This is a genomic window from Escherichia sp. E3659, from assembly GCF_005781135.1.
In the GTDB taxonomy this organism is placed as follows: Bacteria; Pseudomonadota; Gammaproteobacteria; order Enterobacterales; family Enterobacteriaceae; genus Escherichia.
In genome coordinates, this window is sequence record NZ_VATQ01000007.1 from 45,601 (window position 1) to 68,086 (window position 22,486).

Genomic DNA, 22,486 nt, shown 5'->3' on the forward strand with positions numbered 1-22,486 from the left:
TTATGTTGCACTTAAAAAATATTACGTCGGGCAATCCGAAAACAGCCGAACAATATGAGTTAACTAAAAGATATGGCGTCGAGTGGTTGTATGCAGAATCTGGTGAAAACTGGTATGAGATTCAGAAAGATTTTTCACCTGACACATTAAAAGTCGAATATCTGGATACAGGAAAAGTTACCTGGGTTGGCAAAGATGTTGCGTCAATTAACCCCAGAAACAGGAGCGTGATTGAAGTGACAGATAACACAGCTAACCGACGAATTGATATATCGGGTTACTGGTTTTACCGGGATGGTAAATTCATATTTGATTACGGTAAAAAGGCAGAAGATGAGCGAGTGAGGAAGCTCAAGGATGTAAGCCGGTTAACTGCTGACTGGGAAAAAGACCTGTTGCTGGGGTTAATCAGCGACGAAGATAAAGAAAAGCTGAGAGCATATCGTATTTACGCAAAGGAATTGCAGGTGATGGATTTTAGCCTGATTACGGATAAAACAGCGTATGCCGCGATCGCGTGGCCGGAGCTGTCGCAAACTATTAATGAGAATAAAGAATAATGAGCGCATTATTAACGAAAGCATTTGAAAAATGGATTGCAAAATGCATTGCCGGCAATTTACCTGCCCGGCCGGATGCCATCGTATTTGCACTAATGAATCGCGACCCCAGCCCGGAAGATAATATTATTCCACCGGAAAAAATTACTTATACCGTAAACAAACTCACCTACGGACAACTGACCCCAAACAGCATTGTATGTAGCGGTGCAGTCACTGAAGACGCCGAATTCAGTTATGACTGGATTTGTCTTGTTCACCAGGCAAGTGGCACGCTATGCGGTGTAATAAAAACTCCTGTTCACCACAAACATGTGGGGGAAACTCTTCTTCGTAATTTTGCAATCACTTACAGTGGTATGGCTCAGGCTGCACAAATCACGGTTCCCCCACAGAGCTGGCAGATGGATATTTATCCGGAACTGAAAACAATGCTGAAAACGGCTAACCACCTGTCAGAAATTGCGGCAGAAGGTGAAGAGGCGCAACAGGAATCCCGTGATAATCTGGGACTGAAAAATGCCGCCACAATGGAGCCGCAGAGTGATATTTACGACCGCACGGAAGGCCGGCTGGCGATACCGGGCGCATTTGGTTTTGGTCACATGTTTCTGCCAGGCGAGCTTATCCGGTTTGATACAGAAAAAGACCTCCTAGCATGGGTCAAGCAGGCAACGCCCGGAGAGTATTCTGTACAGGGGGCCAATGGTGTGTTACCCGGTGGCTACTGTGGTGTAATTAATATCCGGTTTCTGGAGGCGAACCGCAATCCACCAGAACCGCAACATATGGCAAAAGCCATTATTTTATACACCGTTAACGGAGATGTTTATTACAACCGTTACTGGCCTCTCAGCGGTGGTTATCTGACTGGCTGGGATAACCTGAAGACAAATGAGGCGTACTTCTTAACGTTAATCAACGCCAGAGCCACCCTGTACAGTCCGGTCTTTACCGGCGCTCCGAAAACCCCGACACCGCCTGATGATGCCACGGGGACAGAAATCGCAAATGCGGCGTTTGTCCGCAAACTGCTCGCTGCACTGGTGGATTCATCTCCCGAAGCCCTGGACACGCTGAACGAACTGGCGGCGGCGCTGGGCAATGACCCGAACTTTGCAACAACAGTCACCAACGCGCTGGCAGGCAAGCAACCTCTCAGTGACGTGTTAACCGCCATCAGCAATTTGAAAGCGCGGGCAGACAAATTATTGTGCTTTGATACGGAAGGGAATGCTTCGCTTTCCACACTGTCAGAAATGGCGCGCACTCTGCTGATGCAGGAAACACTGGCAGACATGCACACGATCCTTGAGCTTGGAAAAGCTGCCACACTGGAGCCGCAGGGTGACATTCATGACCGCACGGCAGACCGCCTGGCTATACCTGGCGCGTTCGGCTTTGGTCATATCTTTCTCCCTGACGAGGTCATCAGGTTTAACTCAGAAAATGATTTTCTTGCGTGGGTAAGGAAGGCAGAACCGGGAGAATATCTTGTTGACGGCAGCAATAAAATTATACCGGACGTGCTGTTCAAAGGAATGGTTCGTATTCGCTGGGTTGAGTCAGAGTATGGAGTGCCGAACCCGCGTCATACAGTAAAGGTCATTACTTTCTATGGCATTAACGGCAATATTTATCACAACCGCTACTGGACAAGTGGAAATGGCTATCTCATCGGCTGGGAATCACTGAAATTTACCACTCAGAACGTTATCGATCTTCTGTCAGGCATTGCTCCGGGAGCCACAGACGCCTGGTACGGCACAGGCAGTCTGGTGCTGGCCGCATACAGAGGAAGTGACTCTTCAGACCAGAATCGCCGGATAATGCGGGGTTATTATTACCCTGGCTCGCGTCTTAGCGCGGTTGAATTTAAGGGCCATTTCACCAGTAACGTGGCCGGCGTATACGACGGCAACGTATCTGCTTATTTTCGTGATTCAGGAGCAGGTTTGCCGGGAACGTACCGGGCATTGTCTGGCGACATGATGGGATCGGCTGATACGTTCGGTGTCATGATTGGTTTGTTTATACGTACAGCATAGGTGATTTATGAAAATAAAAAAAATCGAAAACGCCCGTTATATCGAAAGTGGTGCAATTGACTGTGACGTACTGCTCGAGGGAATGGGCGAAGCACTGCCGTATACAGCGACGGCAGATGATACGGCGCCAACAGGCCAGAAAATCTGGCAGGAACTGCAAAGCGGTAAATGGGGGGAGATAGCTCCGTTCACTGTGACACCGGAAATACTGGAAGCAGCAAAAACAGCCAAGCGTCGGGAAATTGAAGCATGGCGCACAGAACAGGAAGCGCGGTCGTTCACATTCGAATGGAAAAAGCGAATCTGGGATGCCGGCCCTGTTTCAGTGGACAGATTGTCTCCGGTGGTGATGCTGGCAAAATCTGACACGGCACGAAGCGTTATGACATGGAACGACGCGAACAACCGCCAGGTGAAACTCTCCGTGCAGCAACTGGACGAACTGCTGACGGCAATGGTTCAGGCACAGGTTACCCGCAACAATGAGATTTATCTGCGCCAGCGGGAGATGAAAAACACACTGACTAAACTGAATAATCTCGCAGAAATTCGCGCATTTCAGGTGGGCAAGGCAGAATGAAATGGGAAAAGGCCATTCTGCGCCCGGCAGCCATGAACATCAGCTGTTCAGTGGTCTGCCTTCATCCGTGGTCAGAAAATACGGGAAACATTACACCATCCGGGCGTTATCTCAGTCCGGACAATGCGGTATCCGCACTTTTACCGTACCTGACAGAAAGCACAGAAAAGGACGTTGTGGCGCTGTTACTCTGCGCCCCGTCCGCTGACGAATTTTTATCACTCGCCAGGCAATTTTCAGGTGCATTTCCGTTGCCGGAGGTGGGGCGAATGTCCCGCATGATCTCCAGCCAGCTTTCGCTGGCCATCAGCAGAATGCAACTCCCCGCCAGGCCGGCAACATCACTTCCGGAGCCGATAACGCTGTCAACACAGACAACCCGTGGCATGACACTGGCGGCAACCATTGCGCAGGCAGCCACCCCAGCAGCCACATCACCGGAAACATTGTCATCGTCACTTCATCAGTTCAGGGAAGCGAGAGATAAAATTTTGCAGGAAATTGCCGGGCGAGAGACAGCACTCAGACAACAATTCTGTCCGGTGTGGCGTTTTTGCAACAAGGGAACACTTAATCAGACTGCGGCACTGATACAAAAAAACATTCCACACCCGGAGTGGGTTTTTACCGCCGTGATGCTGTTTGTCGGCGATGAACTCTCATCACTAAGGGAAGCACTACATGACCCAGATAATTGTTCTTGCGCTTGACGGAGAGGCCATTCTGCTGCGCAACATCACCGTCAGTGCCACCATGCAACTACCGGATAAAGACATGTCCGGGCAGTCAACCAGCACCACAAGCGCTCAGCAGGGAAACAAGGCAAAAGAACTGCGCGTGTCAGGTGTCATTGATTTTAACGATGAGGCCATTCTGACCCGTATTTTTCAGCTTGCCGAAGCAACTGAAGGTAACGGGGCCAAAAAAACATACCGCATCGCCAACGCTACCGCTAAGGCGATTAATATGCGACAGGGTGTTTTTTCCGGCGGCATCGATGCCACGGAACAACAGGGCAAGATGCACTGGCAGGTCACCTTTACCCTCAGAGAAAAATTAAGCGTACCAGAGAAAGCATCTGCACGTAGCGGCTCACAGAAAACAATTGCAAAACAGCAAACACAGAACGGCAGCGAACAGGTGCCAGACAAAGGCATGAATACGCAAAGTTCATTCTGGAAAAAAATCAATGATGCCGTTGGCTCTGGTCTGGATGCTGTTGGCATCGGAAGCGCGAAAGAGGAAGGGAAAACATGAAATTGATACAACGCTGCATGATCAATGGCGAACAGGTGGAAATTGCCGATATCAGCCTTGCTCTCACCCTGAATGCTGCCGGTCGCGGCTTCGTTTCTGTTAACAATCTGTCACCAGAAAAAAGCCTTGCCGGCGCAATGGTGCAAATCGATCTCGGCCGTAATGGTGAGGCCTGGCGCTATTTCTCTGGCTACATAGAACGCGATCAACCGGCCGAAAATGGCTCACGTCGCCTTTTTATCCGTGAAGCAGCTGCTGTGCTGGATTTTGATTTCCCCTGCTCCATGCAACACCCGACGTTGCGGGATGTGCTCGATAATCTGGGGCGACAAAGCGGTATCGTTTTTATCACGCCAGATGCGGATTATGTCAGCACACCAACTCCCTACATCACCCACAGCGGCAGCGGGACGCAGTTACTCAGCCAGCTGGGGCGCTCATTCAGTATCAGCGATTACGTCTGGCACCCCATGCCGGACGGTTCTGTATTTGTGGGAAACGCAGCTGATTCACGGTTTGCCAGCATTACCATGCCCGATATTCCGCAACAGTACACACTCGGGCAAAGCGGCGGAAACAGCATCGACATCATGTTCATGGAAACCGTGCGGCCGGGTGTGAATCTTCCGGCCGGGCGTATTACCCGTGTAGCCCTCAACAACGAGAAAATGACACTGACATGGGAGCGCCTCACCGCCACGGGTAGCCCTGTTTCCAAATCACCATTGCGCAGACAGATGGAAACGCAGTTTCCGGAACTGGCCAGCGGTACACTACACACCAGACTGGCGCGGGTCGTCGCACCAACGGAATCCGCCACCCTGGGCGATGTAGCCGACAGTTTCCGCCCACGCTACGCCGTGGACGTGCAGCTGCTTGATGAGAACGGCAACGACAAAAGCGATACGCCTGTTTACCCGGCAGTACCGCTCCCTGTCCCGATGGCTGGTAGCGAGGCGGGATGTTTTGCCTACCCACCGGCAGGCACCATCGTGGAAATATCCAGTATTGAAGGCCGCCCGGATAAACCTGTCATCAGGCAAATCTTACCTGCCGGACATAACCTGCCTGATGTAAAGCCCGGCGAACAGTTGCAGCAACAGCGCGCAGAAGTGTTTCAGCGTGTCACGACTGACGGAAGCTGGCACAGGGAAACCGACCAGCAAATCAGGGAGCATTCTGCCAGGCGAACCATTAACAGCGACCAGGAAGAACGCACAACAACAACCAGAACAACAACAGTCCAGGCAAACGACATAACCAGTGTTCTTGGTACCAGCAAGCTGATGACAGGCCAGACAGAACACCTTACTACCGGCAATTACGCGATCGCAGCCGGCGAACACATCCAGATGGTGGCGCAGGATTTGCTGACTAAACTTAAAGGCGCAACGTCAACGATTGAGCACGACCTGACTGAAAACGTGGGAGGCCGCAGAACATGCAGGGCGGACGGCGGTCTGGAGTTTACCGCCCCGACAGTGTTTATTGGTCGCAGCGGCTCGCGGGAAAAGTCCGGGCTTAACCTGCTGACGTTGCTGACTGATATTCTGGACCTGATTCAATTGCTGGCCACACATACAGCAAACCACACCCACAGCAACACTGGCGCACCGATGAACAGCGGCGAACTTGCCGCAGATGCCCAACAGGCCACGAGTCTGCGTGAAAAATACGGCGACCTTATCGCCTGATAACCCGACATAAAAGCCACATAAACGCCCCACCACACAACGCACGGCTTCGACCGTGCGTTTTCATATCCACCACCTGATTAATGCGTTCTGCATACCATTCTGGCGCTGTATGCACATACCGCGTAAACGGTGTGACGTAAAGCGTGAGGTGACGTAAACCGCGCTACCCCCTCCAACCCGCGGGTTTCGTGTCGAAACACTTTTTCAGTTTTCTGCCGTGCAAAAATGACCGCCAGCCCGCGCAGCGACTGAGGGAAAAGCGAGGATCTGAAATTTCACGCTTTGAAATTTTTTGCAGTTTTCAGAGAGGTTTTTACGATCCCATAAATGGCAGGAGAAAGAAAACAGGCTGATATTAAAAGAGTTTTCATACTTTACGTGAGACAGGACACGATCGCGAAGGGATCACATCAAACAACCATCAAACAAAGAAGCCAGACGCGGCGCGGCCTGCACAAAATCAAGAGCCAGAATTAAACTGAAAAAAGGATCAATACCGCGCCTCGATCGCACATGACGATCTACGCAGCAACAGGACGAAAAAAAACCGGCGCGAACGCCGGCGGAAGCATGTATCAAATGCGTGACTGAATAATGTCTGCGGTCGGGAATTTTACATCAGAAGGCTGATAAGTCTCAACGGATTGAAACAAGGGAAAAAACCAGGCTAGAATTCGCGCGGGTGCCTTTCGGCTGATGGCTGGAGGGAATACCTGAAGGCCGGATGTGGAAAGGCCCCGAGTCAACTTTAACGTTAACCCGAGGCCCTAGCCATACAACCTTCGCAAGTCGTAGGTTAGCGCCTCTCCGAAAAAGGAGCAAGTGCTATGTCGCAAAAATCGCTAATCGCCATCACCACACTATGCGTGACGGCAATCCTCATCATCTGGATGTTGCAGGGTTCGCTCTGCGAGATACGGATGAGCTTCTGGGGAGCGGAGTTTGCGGCGTTCTTACAATGTAGACAGTAAGAAAACCGCGACGGGGAAGGCAACTTCCCCGTCAATCGGTTGCCAGGGTAAGGCCGATAAGGCACCCTATACACATCCCAAAGCAGAAACCCGCAGCGTAAAAACTGCGGGTTTTCTTTTTGGCTCCCTCACTCATGAGGACACCAAAAACAAAGCCCACAGCATAGAATCTGTGGGCTTTTTACATTCAAAGATGGACGTTATATGGACACTTAAAAATAAAATCCATTTATTTTCAAACAGTTAAAATTCTTCTTAAAGCGCCCGCAGGCGCTTTTTTTATCTCCCTTTGATACCAAACAATAATTACTCGTCACTTAAGCGCAATACTACTTTCGAGTGAAAATCTACCTATCCCGTTGATTTTCAAATTATTCGATGTATACAAACCTATATAGCGCACCGCTATGAAAATAATTACACAAGACGGTTTGTTACTGGAATCAATCGTAAGCAAGCTTGAGTGAGCCATTATGAAAACGAAAATTCCTGATGCGGTATTGGCTGCTGAGGTGAGTCGCCGTGGTTTGGTAAAAACGACAGCGATCGGCGGCCTGGCGATGGCCAGCAGCGCGTTAACATTACCCTTTAGCCGGATTGCGCACGCAGCTAATAGTGTTGCTCCGGCAAATTCAGACGAAAAGGTGATATGGAGCGCCTGTACAGTTAACTGTGGCAGCCGCTGTCCGCTGCGTATGCATGTAGTGGACGGCGAAATCAAATATGTCGAAACGGATAATACCGGGGATGACAATTATGAAGGACTGCACCAGGTGCGCGCGTGCCTGCGTGGGCGTTCTATGCGTCGCCGCGTTTACAATCCCGACCGCCTGAAATATCCGATGAAACGAGTAGGTGCTCGCGGTGAAGGTAAGTTTGAGCGTATTAGTTGGGAAGAAGCCTACGATATCATCGCCACGAATATGCAGCGCCTGATAAAAGAGTACGGTAACGAATCCATCTATCTGAACTATGGTACCGGTACGCTGGGCGGCACCATGACCCGTTCCTGGCCGCCGGGAAATACTCTGGTTGCGCGTTTGATGAACTGCTGCGGCGGTTATCTGAACCATTATGGTGACTACTCCTCGGCGCAAATAGCCGAAGGTTTGAACTATACCTATGGCGGCTGGGCCGATGGCAACAGTCCGTCAGATATCGAAAACAGTAAACTGGTGGTGCTGTTTGGTAACAACCCTGGCGAGACGCGTATGAGCGGCGGCGGGGTGACCTATTACCTGGAGCAGGCGCGGCAAAAATCAAATGCACGTATGATCATTATCGATCCGCGCTATACCGATACGGGCGCCGGACGCGAAGATGAATGGATCCCGATTCGTCCGGGAACAGATGCGGCACTGGTTAACGGTCTGGCGTATGTCATGATCACCGAAAACCTGGTTGATCAGGAATTCCTCGACAAATATTGTGTCGGCTACGACGAAAAAACGTTGCCTGCCAGCGCGCCGAAAAATGGTCACTACAAAGCGTATATTCTGGGTGATGGGCCAGACGGTGTTGCTAAAACACCGGAATGGGCCTCGCAAATTACCGGTATCCCGGCAGATAAAATCATCAAACTTGCTCGTAAAATCGGTAGCACCAAACCGGCATTTATCAGCCAGGGGTGGGGGCCGCAGCGCCATGCCAACGGCGAAATCGCCACGCGTGCCATTTCGATGCTGGCAATCCTCACCGGGAACGTCGGTATTAACGGTGGTAACAGCGGTGCGCGAGAAGGTTCATACAGCTTACCGTTTGTGCGGATGCCTACTCTGGAAAACCCGATTCAGACCAGCATTTCCATGTTTATGTGGACCGATGCCATTGAACGTGGCCCGGAAATGACGGCACTGCGTGATGGTGTGCGCGGGAAAGATAAGCTGGATGTTCCGATCAAGATGATCTGGAACTATGCCGGTAACTGCCTGATTAACCAGCATTCGGAAATCAACCGTACCCATGAAATCCTCCAGGATGATAAGAAGTGTGAGCTGATTGTGGTTATCGACTGCCACATGACCTCATCGGCAAAATATGCTGACATCCTGCTGCCGGACTGCACTGCCTCCGAACAGATGGACTTTGCGCTGGATGCCTCCTGCGGGAATATGTCTTACGTCATTTTCAACGACCAGGTCATTAAACCGCGCTTTGAATGTAAGACTATCTATGAGATGACCAGCGAACTGGCAAAACGTCTTGGCGTCGAGCAACAGTTTACAGAAGGTCGTACCCAGGAAGAGTGGATGCGCCACCTGTATGCCCAGTCGCGCGAAGCGATTCCGGAACTGCCAACCTTTGAAGAGTTCCGCAAACAGGGGATCTTTAAAAAGCGCGATCCGCAAGGGCATCACGTTGCTTACAAAGCCTTCCGTGAAGATCCGCAGGCTAATCCATTGACCACGCCATCGGGCAAAATTGAGATCTATTCACAGGCGCTGGCTGATATTGCCGCCACCTGGGAATTGCCGGAAGGCGATGTGATCGATCCGCTGCCGATCTATACACCGGGCTTTGAAAGTTATCAGGATCCGCTCAACAAACAGTATCCGCTGCAGCTTACGGGGTTCCATTACAAATCTCGTGTTCACTCGACTTACGGTAACGTAGACGTGCTGAAAGCAGCTTGCCGTCAGGAAATGTGGATCAACCCACTTGATGCGCAAAAACGTGGTATCAGCAACGGCGATAAGGTGCGGATCTTTAACGATCGTGGTGAAGTCCATATTGAGGCGAAAGTGACGCCACGAATGATGCCAGGCGTGGTCGCATTGGGCGAAGGTGCCTGGTATGACCCGGATGCGAAACGTGTCGATAAGGGCGGTTGTATTAACGTACTGACCACTCAACGTCCGTCTCCTCTTGCCAAGGGGAATCCATCACATACGAACCTTGTTCAGGTTGAAAAGGTGTAAGGAGTAACCGATGACAACCCAGTATGGATTTTTTATTGATTCCAGCCGTTGCACCGGTTGCAAAACCTGCGAGCTGGCCTGTAAAGACTACAAAGATCTGACGCCGGAAGTTAGTTTCCGCCGCATTTATGAATATGCTGGTGGAGACTGGCAGGAAGATAACGGCGTCTGGCATCAAAACGTATTTGCCTACTATTTGTCGATTTCATGCAACCACTGCGAAGATCCGGCTTGTACCAAAGTCTGCCCAAGCGGTGCGATGCATAAACGTGAAGATGGTTTTGTCGTTGTCGATGAAGATGTGTGTATTGGCTGTCGTTACTGCCATATGGCCTGCCCGTATGGCGCACCGCAGTACAACGCAACCAAAGGTCATATGACCAAATGTGATGGTTGCTATGACCGCGTCGCAGAAGGTAAAAAACCGATCTGCGTCGAATCTTGCCCGCTACGGGCGCTGGATTTCGGACCTATCGACGAGCTGCGTAAAAAACACGGCGATCTGGCGGCTGTTGCGCCGTTGCCGCGTGCGCACTTCACCAAACCGAATATTGTGATTAAACCTAACGCCAATAGCCGCCCAACCGGGGATACCACTGGCTATCTGGCAAACCCGAAGGAGGTGTGAGATGGGAAGTGGATGGCATGAATGGCCGCTGATGATCTTCACGGTCTTTGGGCAATGTGTGGCGGGCGGTTTTATCGTTCTGGCTTTGGCACTGCTTAAAGGTGACCTGCGAGCAGAAGCCCAGCAGCGTGTTATCGCCTGCATGTTTGGCTTATGGGTTCTGATGGGCATTGGGTTTATCGCCTCTATGCTCCATCTTGGCTCACCAATGCGCGCCTTTAACTCGCTTAACCGGGTAGGGGCTTCAGCACTGAGTAACGAAATCGCCAGCGGTTCGATCTTTTTTGCCGTAGGTGGCATCGGCTGGTTGTTGGCGATGCTGAAAAAATTGTCACCGGCATTACGCACGCTTTGGCTGGTGGTGACGATGGTTCTCGGCGTGGTCTTTGTCTGGATGATGGTGCGTGTCTATAACAGCATCGATACCGTACCGACCTGGTACAGCATCTGGACGCCGATGGGCTTCTTCCTGACCATGTTTATGGGCGGCCCGTTGCTGGGTTACCTGTTGCTGAGCCTGGCTGGCGTCGATGGATGGGCGATGCGTCTGCTGCCTGCAATTTCCGTGTTGGCACTGGTGGTGAGTGGCGTGATGTCAGTAATGCAGGGCGCAGAACTGGCGACCATTCATAGTTCAGTGCAACAGGCTGCCGCACTGGTGCCGGACTATGGTGCGCTGATGTCCTGGCGGATCGTGCTTTTGGCTGTTGCCCTGTGCTTGTGGATTGCACCGCAGGTGAAAGGCTTTCAGCCTGCGGTGCCTCTGCTTTCCGTATCATTCATCCTGCTTCTCGCAGGGGAATTAATCGGCCGCGGGGTATTCTACGGTTTGCATATGACCGTTGGCATGGCCGTTGCCAGTTAAGGTGTAATAACCGGGGTTTCGGCCCCGGTTATCTCTTATTTCTGTTTCGTTAACGTGTCATAACTGGTCATCAAATTACGATAATCAGGAATGTGATTAGAGAACAACGTTGCCAGTCCCTCAATATCGTTACGCCAGTCGCGGTGCAGTTCACAAGCCACGCCGAACCATGTCATCAATTGAGCGCCAGCTTGTGACATACGATCCCACGCTGAATGCCGGGTAATCTCGTTAAAGGTTCCAGAAGCGTCGGTTACCACAAAGACATCAAACCCTTCTTCAATAGCCGAAAGCGCCGGGAATGCTACGCAAACCTCGGTTACCACCCCTGCAATAATCAGTTGTTTTTTACCCGTCGCTTTAACTGCTTTGACAAAATCTTCGTTATCCCAGGCGTTAATATTTCCAGGACGCGCAATATAAGGCGCATCCGGAAACTGTGCTTTCAGCTCGGGGACTAATGGGCCGTTAGGGCCGGTTTCAAAACTGGTGGTGAGAATGGTGGGGAGATTGAAATATTTTGCTAAATCACCCAGCGCCAGCACGTTATTTTTGAATTTGTCGGGGTCAATATCCCGCACAAGGGAAAGCAAACCAGCCTGGTGATCAACTAACAAAACAGCAGCATCATTTTTATCGAGACGAACATACGGTTTGGTCATTCTCTTCTCCTTTTGAGACTCTGTAGCACGCCTGAAAGCGTTCAGGCGCGATGCGTTGCCTTGAAAGCGTAGATGGGAAATCCAGATTTGCTATGACCATGAAAAATTTCGACTGAAATAAACACATGAAGATTGTATTAGATCAATAAAAACAAACAGATGATATTAATTATTTCTTCGTTATTAGTGTTATGAATGAATAATATAAATCGATAATAGAGCCGCTGCGCTATGGTGCATTTTCCCCCATTGACAATGTTTTGGTTGGTGGCATGATGCGCATGAAATTTGAACTTCCTCACGGTTTTAATTCATGTCCACGTATACCCGGCCTGTCATGCTCTTGCTGTCTGGCCTGCTTTTGTTGACTTTGGCGATTGCGGTGCTGAATACGCTCGTGCCTCTATGGCTCGCTCAGGAACACTTGCCCACATGGCAGGTCGGCGTTGTCAGCTCGTCATATTTTACAGGTAACCTCGTTGGTACCCTGCTAACAGGGTATGTCATTAAACGATTTGGGTTTAATCGTAGTTACTACCTGGCTTCCTTTATTTTTGCGGCTGGATGTGCCGGGCTTGGCCTTATGATTGGCTTCTGGAGCTGGCTTGCCTGGCGTTTCGTTGCAGGCGTTGGTTGCGCAATGATTTGGGTTGTGGTTGAAAGCGCGCTGATGTGCAGTGGGACATCCCGTAACCGTGGGCGGCTGCTTGCTGCGTATATGATGGTTTATTACGTGGGGACGTTTTTAGGCCAGTTACTGGTCAGCAAAGTGTCGACTGAGCTGATGGCCGTGTTACCGTGGGCAACGGGTTTGATACTGGCAGGCATCTTACCGTTGTTGTTTACTCGTATTCTGAATCAGCAAACGGAAAAACATCCGGCTACGCCGATTACATCAATGCTTAAACTCCGTCAGGCACGGCTTGGGGTCAATGGCTGTATTATCTCCGGGATTGTCCTGGGCTCTCTGTATGGTCTGATGCCATTGTATCTTAACCATCAGGGGATCAATAACGCCAGCATCGGTTTCTGGATGGCTGTACTGGTCAGCGCAGGAATCCTTGGGCAGTGGCCTATTGGGCGTCTGGCGGATAAATTTGGTCGTCTACTGGTACTGCGCGTTCAGGTTTTTGTTGTCATTCTTGGTAGTATTGCAATGTTAAGCCAGGCCGCGATGGCGCCTTCATTGTTTATTCTTGGTGCTGCGGGGTTCACGCTGTATCCAGTAGCGATGGCCTGGGCTTGTGAGAAGGTTGAACATCATCAACTGGTGGCGATGAATCAGGCTTTACTGTTGAGTTATACAGTCGGTAGTCTGCTTGGTCCGTCTTTTACCGCCATACTGATGCAGAATTTTTCCGATAAACTGTTATTTATTATGATTGCCAGTGTGTCATTTATCTACTTGTTGATGCTGCTGCGTAACGCCGGTCATACACCCAAACCTGTCGCTCATGTGTAAATGAATTAGTGTAGAGTGTGAACATGCTGTATCACACTCTGTTTTTTTGTTTCCTCCATACAACTTGCTTTTACCAAATTTCATTTATGGAAAAATAAAGTGTGCAGCAGGTTATAATTTTTCATTCCGCTATTTTCGTACTTCTTATTAGCCGCGCATAATCCCTCGTTTTACAGGTATCTATTAAAAAAATAGCGAAGGATCGATCTATGGCTGGGAACGTTCAGGAAAAACAGTTGCGCTGGTACAACATTGCACTGATGTCTTTTATTACGGTTTGGGGATTTGGCAATGTTGTTAATAATTATGCCAACCAGGGGTTGGTCGTTGTTTTTTCATGGCTGTTTATATTTGCGCTCTATTTTACACCATATGCATTGATTGTCGGTCAGTTGGGGTCGACTTTTAAAGATGGGAAAGGCGGAGTCAGTACCTGGATTAAACACACAATGGGCCCCGGATTGGCTTATCTTGCCGCGTGGACCTATTGGGTGGTGCATATACCCTATCTGGCACAAAAACCACAGGCCATTCTGATTGCGCTCGGCTGGGCGATGAAAGGTGACGGTTCATTAATCAAAGAATATTCAGTTGTAGCCTTACAGGGGTTAACGCTGGTGCTGTTTGTCTTCTTTATGTGGATCGCTTCACGTGGTATGAAATCGCTGAAAATCGTCGGCTCTGTGGCAGGGATTGCGATGTTTATCATGTCGCTCCTGTATGTGGCGATGGCAGTAACCGCGCCTGCGATTACTGAAGTGCATATTGCGACCACGAACATTACCTGGGAAACGTTCATTCCCCATATCGATTTTACCTACATTACCACTATTTCAATGCTGGTTTTCGCGGTTGGCGGTGCAGAGAAGATTTCTCCCTACGTTAATCAAACGCGCAACCCAGGAAAAGAATTTCCAAAAGGGATGCTATGCCTGGCGGTGATGGTTGCGGTTTGTGCCATTCTGGGCTCTCTCGCAATGGGGATGATGTTTGACTCGCGTAATATTCCTGATGACTTAATGACTAACGGTCAGTATTACGCTTTTCAGAAGCTGGGCGAGTATTACAACATGGGGAATACCCTGATGGTGATTTACGCCATTGCAAATACCCTGGGACAAGTCGCCGCTCTGGTGTTCTCCATCGATGCTCCTCTGAAAGTGTTATTAGGTGATGCGGATAGTAAATATATTCCTGCCAGATTGTGCCGGACCAATGATTCAGGTACACCGGTTAATGGTTATCTACTGACCCTGGTGCTGGTGGCGATTCTGATTATGCTGCCAACACTGGGTATTGGTGACATGAATAATCTCTACAAATGGCTGCTCAATTTGAACTCAGTAGTGATGCCACTGCGTTATTTGTGGGTGTTCGTGGCGTTTATTGCAGTAGTTCGCCTGGCGCAGAAATATAAACCGGAATATGTCTTTATTCGTAATAAGTCTCTGGCGATGACTGTCGGGATTTGGTGTTTTGCCTTTACTGCTTTTGCCTGTTTGACGGGGATCTTCCCGAAAATGGAAGCCTTCACTGCAGAGTGGACCTTCCAGCTAGCGCTGAATATCGCTACACCATTTGTGCTGGTGGGGTTGGGGTTGATATTCCCGCTATTGGCTCGTAAAGCGAATACGAACTAATCATTGTGGTTAGTTCTGCAGAATGAAGCGCGGAATAACAAAGCGGCAACTCAATAAAGTTGCCGCTTTACGGGGAAATTAGAACATTACTTTATGACCATATTGCTCAAGAATACCTTTCACGCGTTCCATGGTCTCTTTCTTCGGTGGTTTAACACCATCAAGTTTGTATTCTTCACCCATCGCCACCCATTTGTGTTTGCCCAGCTCGTGGTAGGGGAGAAGCTCGATTTTCTCAACGTTGCCCATATCACGGGTAAATTCACCGAGGCGATGCGCTGAATCGTCATCGTCAGACCAGCCTGGGACCACAACGTAGCGGATCCAGACCTTCACATTTTTGTTCGCCAGATATTTGGCGAACTCCAGCGTACGATGATTGGAAACGCCGACCAGATTCTGGTGGATCTCGTCGTTCATCTGTTTGAGATCGAGCATTACCAGATCGGTCACTTCCAGCAGTTCATCAATCACTGGATCGTAACGACGAACAAAGCCGTTGGTATCCAGACAGGTATGAATGCCTTCTTTTTTGCAGGCGCGGAACCAGTCACGAACAAATTCAGCTTGCAGGATTGCTTCACCGCCGGATGCGGTAACGCCACCGCCTGAAGCATTCATAAAGTGGCGATAGGTCACCACCTCTTTCATTAAATCTTCAACGGTAACTTCTTTGCCGCCATGCGTGTCCCAGGTGTCGCGGTTATGGCAATACAGGCAGCGCATCAGGCAGCCCTGGAAAAAGGTGATAAAGCGAATACCCGGGCCGTCTACGGTTCCACAGGATTCAAAGGAGTGAATGCGACCAATAACTGACATTGCGGTGTTTCTCCAGATGTGGCCCATCTGAGGCCGTGTTGGTGCGCAGCTCGAAGGCTACGTCGAGTCTGTTTTGGCAGTTACCCTAAAGTATAGATAGCTGACAAAAAAGGCTCTCTTGCTAAAAAAGGCCCCACTTTCGTGGAGCCTTTATTGTACGCTTTTTACTGTAAGATTTCAGTCAAATCTAATTACATAGATTGAGTGAAGGTACGAGTAATAACGTCCTGCTGCTGTTCTTTAGTCAGCGAGTTGAAACGTACTGCGTAGCCAGATACACGGATGGTCAGCTGCGGATATTTTTCCGGGTTTTCCATCGCGTCGAGCAGCATTTCACGGTTCATCACGTTAACGTTCAGGTGCTGACCACCTTCGATGGACGCTTCGTGGTGGAAGTAACCATCCATCAGACCAGCCAGGTTGGTCTTACGAACTTCGTCGTCTTTACCCAGTGCGTTCGGAACGATAGAGAAGGTGTAAGAGATACCATCTTTAGCGTAAGCGAACGGCAGTTTAGCAACGGAAGTCAGAGACGCTACTGCACCTTTCTGGTCACGGCCGTGCATCGGGTTAGCACCCGGTCCGAACGGCGCGCCAGCACGACGACCGTCTGGGGTGTTACCGGTTTTCTTACCATACACAACGTTAGAAGTGATGGTCAGAACAGACTGAGTCGGGATAGCGTCACGGTAGGTGTGCAGTTTCTGAATTTTCTTCATGAAACGTTCTACCAGGTCAACAGCCAGGTCATCTACACGCGGATCGTTGTTACCAAACTGCGGGTATTCGCCTTCGATTTCGAAGTCGATAGCCAGACCGTCTTCGTCACGAATCGGTTTAACTTTCGCATATTTGATTGCAGACAGGGAGTCAGCAGCAACGGACAGACCAGCGATACCACACGCCATGGTGCGGATAACGTCACGGTCATGCAGCGCCATCAGAGAGGCTTCGTAGCTGTACTTGTCGTGCATGTAGTGGATGATGTTCAGTGCAGTGATGTACTGTTTAGCCAGCCAGTCCATGAAGTGATCCATGCGCTCCATCACTTCATCGTAGTTCAGGAGGTCGCCTTTGATCGGTTCAGACTTCGGACCAACCTGCATTTTCAGTTTTTCGTCAACGCCGCCGTTGATTGCGTACAGCATGGTTTTCGCCAGGTTTGCACGCGCACCGAAGAACTGCATTTGTTTACCAACGATCATCGGGCTTACGCAGCAAGCGATAGCGTAGTCATCGTTGTTGAAGTCCGGACGCATCAGGTCATCGTTCTCATACTGCAGAGAAGAGGTGTCGATGGACACTTTAGCGGCGAATTTCTTGAAGTTCAGCGGCAGTTTTTCAGACCACAGAATGGTCATGTTCGGTTCCGGAGACGGACCCATGGTGTACAGGGTGTTCAGGAAACGGAAGCTGTTTTTGGTAACTAGGGTACGACCGTCGAGGCCCATACCACCGATAGATTCGGTTGCCCAGATCGGGTCGCCAGAGAACAGTTCATCGTACTCCGGAGTACGCAGGAAGCGAACCATACGCAGTTTCATGACCAGGTGGTCAACCATTTCCTGCGCTTCTTGTTCGGTGATCTTGCCAGCTTTCAGGTCACGTTCGATGTACACATCCAGGAAGGTGGAGGTACGACCGAAGGACATTGCAGCACCGTTCTGAGACTTAACAGCAGCCAGGTAGCCGAAGTAAGTCCACTGGATAGCTTCCTGAGCGTTGGTAGCCGGACCAGAGATGTCGTAGCCGTATTTAGCAGCCATTTCTTTCATCTGACCCAGAGCGCGGTGCTGTTCAGCAATTTCTTCGCGCAGACGGATAGTTGCTTCCAGGTTTACGCCGTTTTCCAGGTCAGCCTGCAGAGAGGTGAACTGTGCCAGTTTGTCTTTCATCAGGTAGTCGATACCGTACAGCGCAACGCGACGGTAGTCACCGATGATACGACCACGGCCATAAGCATCTGGCAGACCGGTCAGAACACCAGATTTACGGCAACGCAGGATGTCCGGAGTGTAAACGTCGAACACGCCCTGGTTGTGAGTTTTACGGTATTCAGTGAAGATTTTTTTGATCATCGGATCCAGTTCGCGGTTGTACGCTTTGCAGGAACCTTCGATCATTTTGATACCACCGAACGGGATAAGAGCACGTTTCAGCGGAGCTTCAGTCTGCAGACCAACGATTTTCTCAAGCTGCTTGTTGATGTAGCCAGCGTCGTGAGAGGTGATGGTGGAAGCAACAGCGGTGTCAAAGTCAACTGGCGCGTGAGTGCGGTTTTCCAGTTTAACGCCTTCCATTACTTTGTCCCACAGGGTGGTGGTCGCTTCAGTAGCGCCAGCCAGGAAGGACTCGTCACCCTCGTACGGAGTGTAGTTTTTCTGAATGAAGTCACGGACGTTTACTTCATTCTGCCAGTCACCTTTGGTAAAACCTTCCCAGGCTGTGGCTAACTTTTCATTAAGCTCGGACATGTAACACCTACCTTCTTAAGTGGATTTTTTATTTACTGCGTACTTCGACAACCATTAATGGTGATCGTTTTCACGCAGGTAAATGACCCAGTATGTCAACCCAACCAACAAACCACCGCCGATAATATTACCGATCGTAACCGGAATCAGGTTATCAGTGATGAAGTTCATCACGGTCAGGTGAGAAAAATTTTCCGGTGCAGAACCGACAGCGGTCCAGAATTCCGGAGATGCGAAGTCGCGGATTACAATACCCATCGGGATCATAAACATGTTTGCGATACTGTGCTCAAAACCGCTGGCAACAAACATCGCGACCGGCAGCACCATGATAAACGCTTTGTCCATCAGGCTGCGGCCAGAATAACTCATCCATACTGCCAGACATACCATCAGGTTTGCCAGGATACCAAGACAGACGGCCTCAATAAAAGTATGGTGCACTTTGTGGTCGGCGGTTTGTAGGACGTTTAGTCCCCATTGACCATTCGCGGTCATATATTCGCCAGAAAGCCACATTAAAAGTACAAACAGCAGTGCGCCGACCAGGTTGCCAAAATAGACATTTAGCCAGTTTTTCGCCAACTGGCCCCAGGTGATGCGCCCACTCGCCTTGGCAACAACAATCAACACTGTGGAAGTAAAGAGATCGGCTCCGCAGACAACACAAAGAATCAGCCCCAGAGAGAAGCAAATGCCGCCAACCAGTTTTGCCATGCCGAAGGGCATTGTGCCTGTGCCAGTGGTTGCTGTGATATAGAAGACGAATGCGATTGAGATGAAAACACCGGCGGTAATCGCCAGATAGAAAGTCTTAAGCGGATGTTTCGTTGCTTTATAGACACCTGCCTCTTCGGCCACTTTGGCCATTGCTGCAGGAAGTAAAAGATCAAAAGGGTTGTCAGCTTTCACACTAACTCTCTCTTTATTAAGTCGGCGACGAGATACTAACAAAGCATTATAGATGAGAAATTGATATAGATCATATCTCGCCTGGCTTATAGGCCCGTAACTCGCATGGTTTTTATGCAAATACGGAGTAAATATTTGATTATCCAAATAAAAATAAATTTTAAAAATTAACAAATGAGTTGAATTTTTTCCGCATCCTCCGCTAAAACAGTTAATTAAAAGGGAGCACCAGGCGAATAAAGTAACAATATCGATCGTATTTATTAAATACAAATTACCGATATTTAACCTTATAATTACAATTATTTTATTAATGCAAATATATGTAAAGCGGGGCATTAAAAAAACGCCCCGTAATATAACTCAGACGAATCATTAAGCCTACATTGCGTAGGCTATTTGATTTTATTTTGCCCAGAATGCTGCTTTGGCGCGCTGCAGCTTTTCGTAGGCCTTCAACAACGACTGATGTGCAGCAAACGCGTGCAGATCGCTATCTACTGGTTGCAAGCCATAAAACGCCGCTTCGCCGCTCATTGCCGCACTGGCGGCTTCTACGGCATCTGCGCCGTACATGCGAACAAACGCATTCAGATATTGCAGTGGCTGGCGATCTTCTTCCTGTGCCAGTAATAACAACGTTTGCAGGCAACGATAATAGTTGGCGCGTTCCGGACTAAATACTGATGAGTTAAATTCCATCGTCCATTCGGTCCAGACCAGAGCCTGTTCCAGATCGCCACCAGCCAGCGCCAGCATGGCTTTTAATTCACCGATACGCAGAGTGTACCAGCCGTTATCCGGTCCGGTCGCCAGACCCAGCAGCTCACGCACGCGGGTAAAGTCATCAAAACCTTCTTCATCCAGTTGCTCGATGAGGTTCAGGTAATCTTCCTTTTCCCACTCGCTACCGGGCAGTGACAGAATTGTTTCCCGTAAATGGCTGCCCATACCGTTATTTGCCAGCCATAAATCTTCAGCCGGATAAATATCGGACATGCCAGGCACGATAATGCGGCAAGCGTAGACACCCAGATGCTCGTAATCGGCAATATAAACTTCTTTATCTTCCTTTTTGAAGATAGCCATCAGCGTGGCGAACTCTTCTTCAGTGGTGCCGGAGAAGTTCCAGTCCACAAACGGATAATCGGCATCCTGCTTGAACAGGTCCCAGGAGATCAAACCGCTGGAGTCGATAAAGTGCGTTTCGAGGTTAGTATGTTCAGCGACTTCTTCATCATCGAAGGTTGGCGGAGTAAACACATCCAGGTCTTTCAAACCGCGGCCTTGCAGCAGTTCGGTCACGGTACGTTCCAGTGCTACGCCAAAATCAGGATGCGCACCGAAAGAGGCAAAGCAGGTACCGTTAGCAGGATTGAACAGTACCACGCAAATTACCGGATACTGGCCGCCAAGCGAACCATCATATGCGAAGATCGGGAAACCTTCTGCTTCCAGTGTTTCGATCGCTTCAACCACCGCTGGGTAACGCGCCAGCACGTCTGCCGGGATCTCTGGCAGGCTTATGCTTTCAGCAATAATGCGGTTTTTCACATAGCGTTCGAAAACTTCAGACAATCCCTGAACGCGTGCTTCGTTGCGGGTATTACCTGCGGACATACCGTTGGAGACGTACAGGTTACCAATGATATTCATCGGAATATAAACGGTCTGATTGTCGGACTGACGCGTAAACGGCAGGCCGCAAATACCACGATCTTCGTTACCGGATTGCAGGTCAATCAGCATGCTACCGGTCAGTTCATTTTCCGGATCGTAAAATGCGCGCAGACGGTCATCGAGCAGCCCTTCTGGCACATCGTCATTTTCGGTCAGCGGGAACCATTTTTCGTTGGGATAATGCACGAACGGACCGTTGGCGATGGTTTCGCCCAGCCAGAAGTCCGCAAAAAAGTAGTTGGTAGACAGACGCTCGAAATATTCACCGAGGGCAGAAGCCAGCGCCGCTTTTTTGGTTGCGCCTTTGCCGTTGGTAAAACACAGGGCGCACTCTTTGTCGCGAATGTGCACAGACCAGACGTTCGGTACCGGATTCAGCCAGGAGGCCTCTTCAATCTGAAAACCGAGGTCGGAGAGTTTTTGCTGGAAGCGAGCGATGGAATCTTCCAGTGCGGCATCTTTGCCGGGGATAAATGTTTGCGTCATGAAAATCACTTTAGTCGTACGGAAAGCGCGCAATAATACGGGTTTTATCTCAAAGGTGCTATCACCGCCGCCATGCCGATGAACTGTTGACTATGCTTTTAGCGGATAAACCACGATAAGAGCATAAAAATGAAGGCGTTCGATCTCCACCGTATGGCATTCGATAAAGTGCCTTTTGATTTCCTTGGCGAAGTTGCACTACGTAGTCTCTATACCTTTGTGTTGGTCTTTTTGTTTCTCAAAATGACAGGGAGACGCGGCGTGCGGCAAATGTCGCTATTTGAAGTATTAATCATTCTGACGCTGGGATCGGCGGCGGGGGATGTGGCGTTTTATGACGATGTGCCAATGGTCCCGGTGCTTATCGTCTTTATTACTCTGGCGTTGTTATACCGCCTGGTGATGTGGTTGATGGCGCACAGTGAAAAACTGGAAGATTTGCTGGAAGGTAAACCGGTTGTCATTATTGAAGATGGCGAGCTGGCCTGGTCGAAACTCAATAACTCCAACATGACGGAATTTGAGTTCTTTATGGAACTACGGTTGCGTGGCGTGGAACAACTGGGGCAGGTACGTTTGGCTATTCTCGAAACCAACGGGCAAATTAGCGTCTATTTCTTTGAAAATGAAAAAGTAAAACCGGGCTTACTTATTTTACCCAGTGACTGTACTCAGCGTTACAAAGTGGTGCCGGAGTCGGCGGACTATGCATGCATCCGTTGCAGTGAAATCATTCATATGAATGCGGGGGAAAAACAATTATGTCCGCGCTGTGCAAATCCAGAATGGACGAAGGCAAGTCGGGCAAAACGGGTGACCTGACAGTA

Annotated in this window: 17 protein-coding genes and 2 pseudogenes; 14 read left to right on the forward strand and 5 right to left on the reverse strand. The window is 49.7% G+C overall.

Translation table 11 applies throughout. The features are described 5' to 3' along the window. Window positions 1–2 precede the first annotated feature (2 nt). The 11 genes and pseudogenes from FEK47_RS07705 to dmsC all read left to right on the forward strand — a co-directional run bounded on the left by FEK47_RS07705 (window position 3) and on the right by dmsC (window position 11,524). Complete coding sequence (locus tag FEK47_RS07705; RefSeq protein ID WP_135486382.1) at window positions 3–560, forward strand: tail fiber assembly protein; 558 nt, start codon at window positions 3–5, stop codon at window positions 558–560. Then, window positions 560–958, forward strand: a pseudogene (locus FEK47_RS07710) (phage tail protein); the annotation flags it as partial. The gene FEK47_RS07705 and the pseudogene FEK47_RS07710, both read left to right, overlap by 1 nt. Before the next feature lie 36 nt (window positions 959–994). Beyond that, window positions 995–1,438: pseudogene (locus FEK47_RS25400) on the forward strand (shikimate transporter); the annotation flags it as partial. 1,177 nt (window positions 1,439–2,615) lie between these two features. Beyond that, window positions 2,616–3,188, forward strand: coding sequence for a DUF4376 domain-containing protein (locus FEK47_RS07715; RefSeq protein WP_135486381.1), 573 nt, complete (start codon window positions 2,616–2,618; stop codon window positions 3,186–3,188). Further along, window positions 3,185–3,898, forward strand: a complete 714-nt coding sequence (locus tag FEK47_RS07720; protein ID WP_135486380.1) for a hypothetical protein — start codon at window positions 3,185–3,187, stop codon at window positions 3,896–3,898. The genes FEK47_RS07715 and FEK47_RS07720 overlap by 4 nt, the downstream gene beginning before the upstream one ends. Next, window positions 3,870–4,445 (forward strand): hypothetical protein, encoded by a 576-nt coding sequence (locus tag FEK47_RS07725; RefSeq protein ID WP_135486379.1) that lies wholly within the window; start codon window positions 3,870–3,872, stop codon window positions 4,443–4,445. The genes FEK47_RS07720 and FEK47_RS07725 overlap by 29 nt, the downstream gene beginning before the upstream one ends. Further along, window positions 4,442–6,139 (forward strand): hypothetical protein, encoded by a 1,698-nt coding sequence (locus tag FEK47_RS07730; RefSeq protein ID WP_135486378.1) that lies wholly within the window; start codon window positions 4,442–4,444, stop codon window positions 6,137–6,139. The genes FEK47_RS07725 and FEK47_RS07730 overlap by 4 nt, the downstream gene beginning before the upstream one ends. Window positions 6,140–6,969: 830 nt before the next feature. Then, window positions 6,970–7,113 (forward strand): Hok/Gef family protein, encoded by a 144-nt coding sequence (locus FEK47_RS07735; RefSeq protein WP_000078905.1) that lies wholly within the window; start codon window positions 6,970–6,972, stop codon window positions 7,111–7,113. Between the two features lie 473 nt (window positions 7,114–7,586). Further along, entirely contained in the window at window positions 7,587–10,031 is a 2,445-nt protein-coding gene (gene dmsA / locus FEK47_RS07740; protein ID WP_135486377.1) for a dimethylsulfoxide reductase subunit A, read from the forward strand. A gap of 10 nt (window positions 10,032–10,041) precedes the next feature. Then, on the forward strand, window positions 10,042–10,659 hold the full coding sequence (dmsB, locus tag FEK47_RS07745) for a dimethylsulfoxide reductase iron-sulfur subunit DmsB (protein ID WP_000213094.1): 618 nt from the start codon (window positions 10,042–10,044) through the stop codon (window positions 10,657–10,659). A 1-nt stretch (window position 10,660) separates the two neighbouring features. Then, entirely contained in the window at window positions 10,661–11,524 is an 864-nt protein-coding gene (gene dmsC / locus FEK47_RS07750; RefSeq protein WP_130205291.1) for a dimethyl sulfoxide reductase anchor subunit DmsC, read from the forward strand. A 35-nt stretch (window positions 11,525–11,559) separates the two neighbouring features. On the opposite strand, the gene ycaC is transcribed toward dmsC, so the two are convergent. Beyond that, window positions 11,560–12,186 (reverse strand): isochorismate family cysteine hydrolase YcaC, encoded by a 627-nt coding sequence (ycaC, locus tag FEK47_RS07755; protein WP_012133028.1) that lies wholly within the window; start codon window positions 12,184–12,186, stop codon window positions 11,560–11,562. A gap of 313 nt (window positions 12,187–12,499) precedes the next feature. On the opposite strand from ycaC, the gene FEK47_RS07760 reads away from it, so the two are divergent. Continuing rightward, window positions 12,500–13,648 (forward strand): MFS transporter, encoded by a 1,149-nt coding sequence (locus tag FEK47_RS07760; protein WP_130215689.1) that lies wholly within the window; start codon window positions 12,500–12,502, stop codon window positions 13,646–13,648. A gap of 209 nt (window positions 13,649–13,857) precedes the next feature. Further along, window positions 13,858–15,288, forward strand: coding sequence for an amino acid permease (locus FEK47_RS07765; protein ID WP_130260772.1), 1,431 nt, complete (start codon window positions 13,858–13,860; stop codon window positions 15,286–15,288). Window positions 15,289–15,366: 78 nt separating this feature from the next. On the opposite strand, the gene pflA is transcribed toward FEK47_RS07765, so the two are convergent. The 4 genes from pflA to ycaO all read right to left on the reverse strand — a co-directional run bounded on the left by pflA (window position 15,367) and on the right by ycaO (window position 21,659). Continuing rightward, complete coding sequence (gene pflA / locus FEK47_RS07770; protein ID WP_000111043.1) at window positions 15,367–16,107, reverse strand: pyruvate formate lyase 1-activating protein; 741 nt, start codon at window positions 16,105–16,107, stop codon at window positions 15,367–15,369. 191 nt (window positions 16,108–16,298) lie between these two features. Beyond that, window positions 16,299–18,581 (reverse strand): formate C-acetyltransferase, encoded by a 2,283-nt coding sequence (gene pflB, locus FEK47_RS07775; protein ID WP_130258236.1) that lies wholly within the window; start codon window positions 18,579–18,581, stop codon window positions 16,299–16,301. Window positions 18,582–18,635: 54 nt separating this feature from the next. After that, the gene (focA, locus tag FEK47_RS07780; RefSeq protein ID WP_000642546.1) at window positions 18,636–19,493 is read right to left on the reverse strand and encodes a formate transporter FocA; all 858 of its coding nucleotides are present in this window, start codon (window positions 19,491–19,493) and stop codon (window positions 18,636–18,638) included. A 405-nt stretch (window positions 19,494–19,898) separates the two neighbouring features. Beyond that, on the reverse strand, window positions 19,899–21,659 hold the full coding sequence (ycaO, locus tag FEK47_RS07785) for a 30S ribosomal protein S12 methylthiotransferase accessory factor YcaO (RefSeq protein WP_135486376.1): 1,761 nt from the start codon (window positions 21,657–21,659) through the stop codon (window positions 19,899–19,901). Window positions 21,660–21,788: 129 nt separating this feature from the next. On the opposite strand from ycaO, the gene FEK47_RS07790 reads away from it, so the two are divergent. Further along, the gene (locus FEK47_RS07790; RefSeq protein WP_135486375.1) at window positions 21,789–22,481 is read left to right on the forward strand and encodes a DUF421 domain-containing protein; all 693 of its coding nucleotides are present in this window, start codon (window positions 21,789–21,791) and stop codon (window positions 22,479–22,481) included. Window positions 22,482–22,486 lie beyond the last annotated feature (5 nt).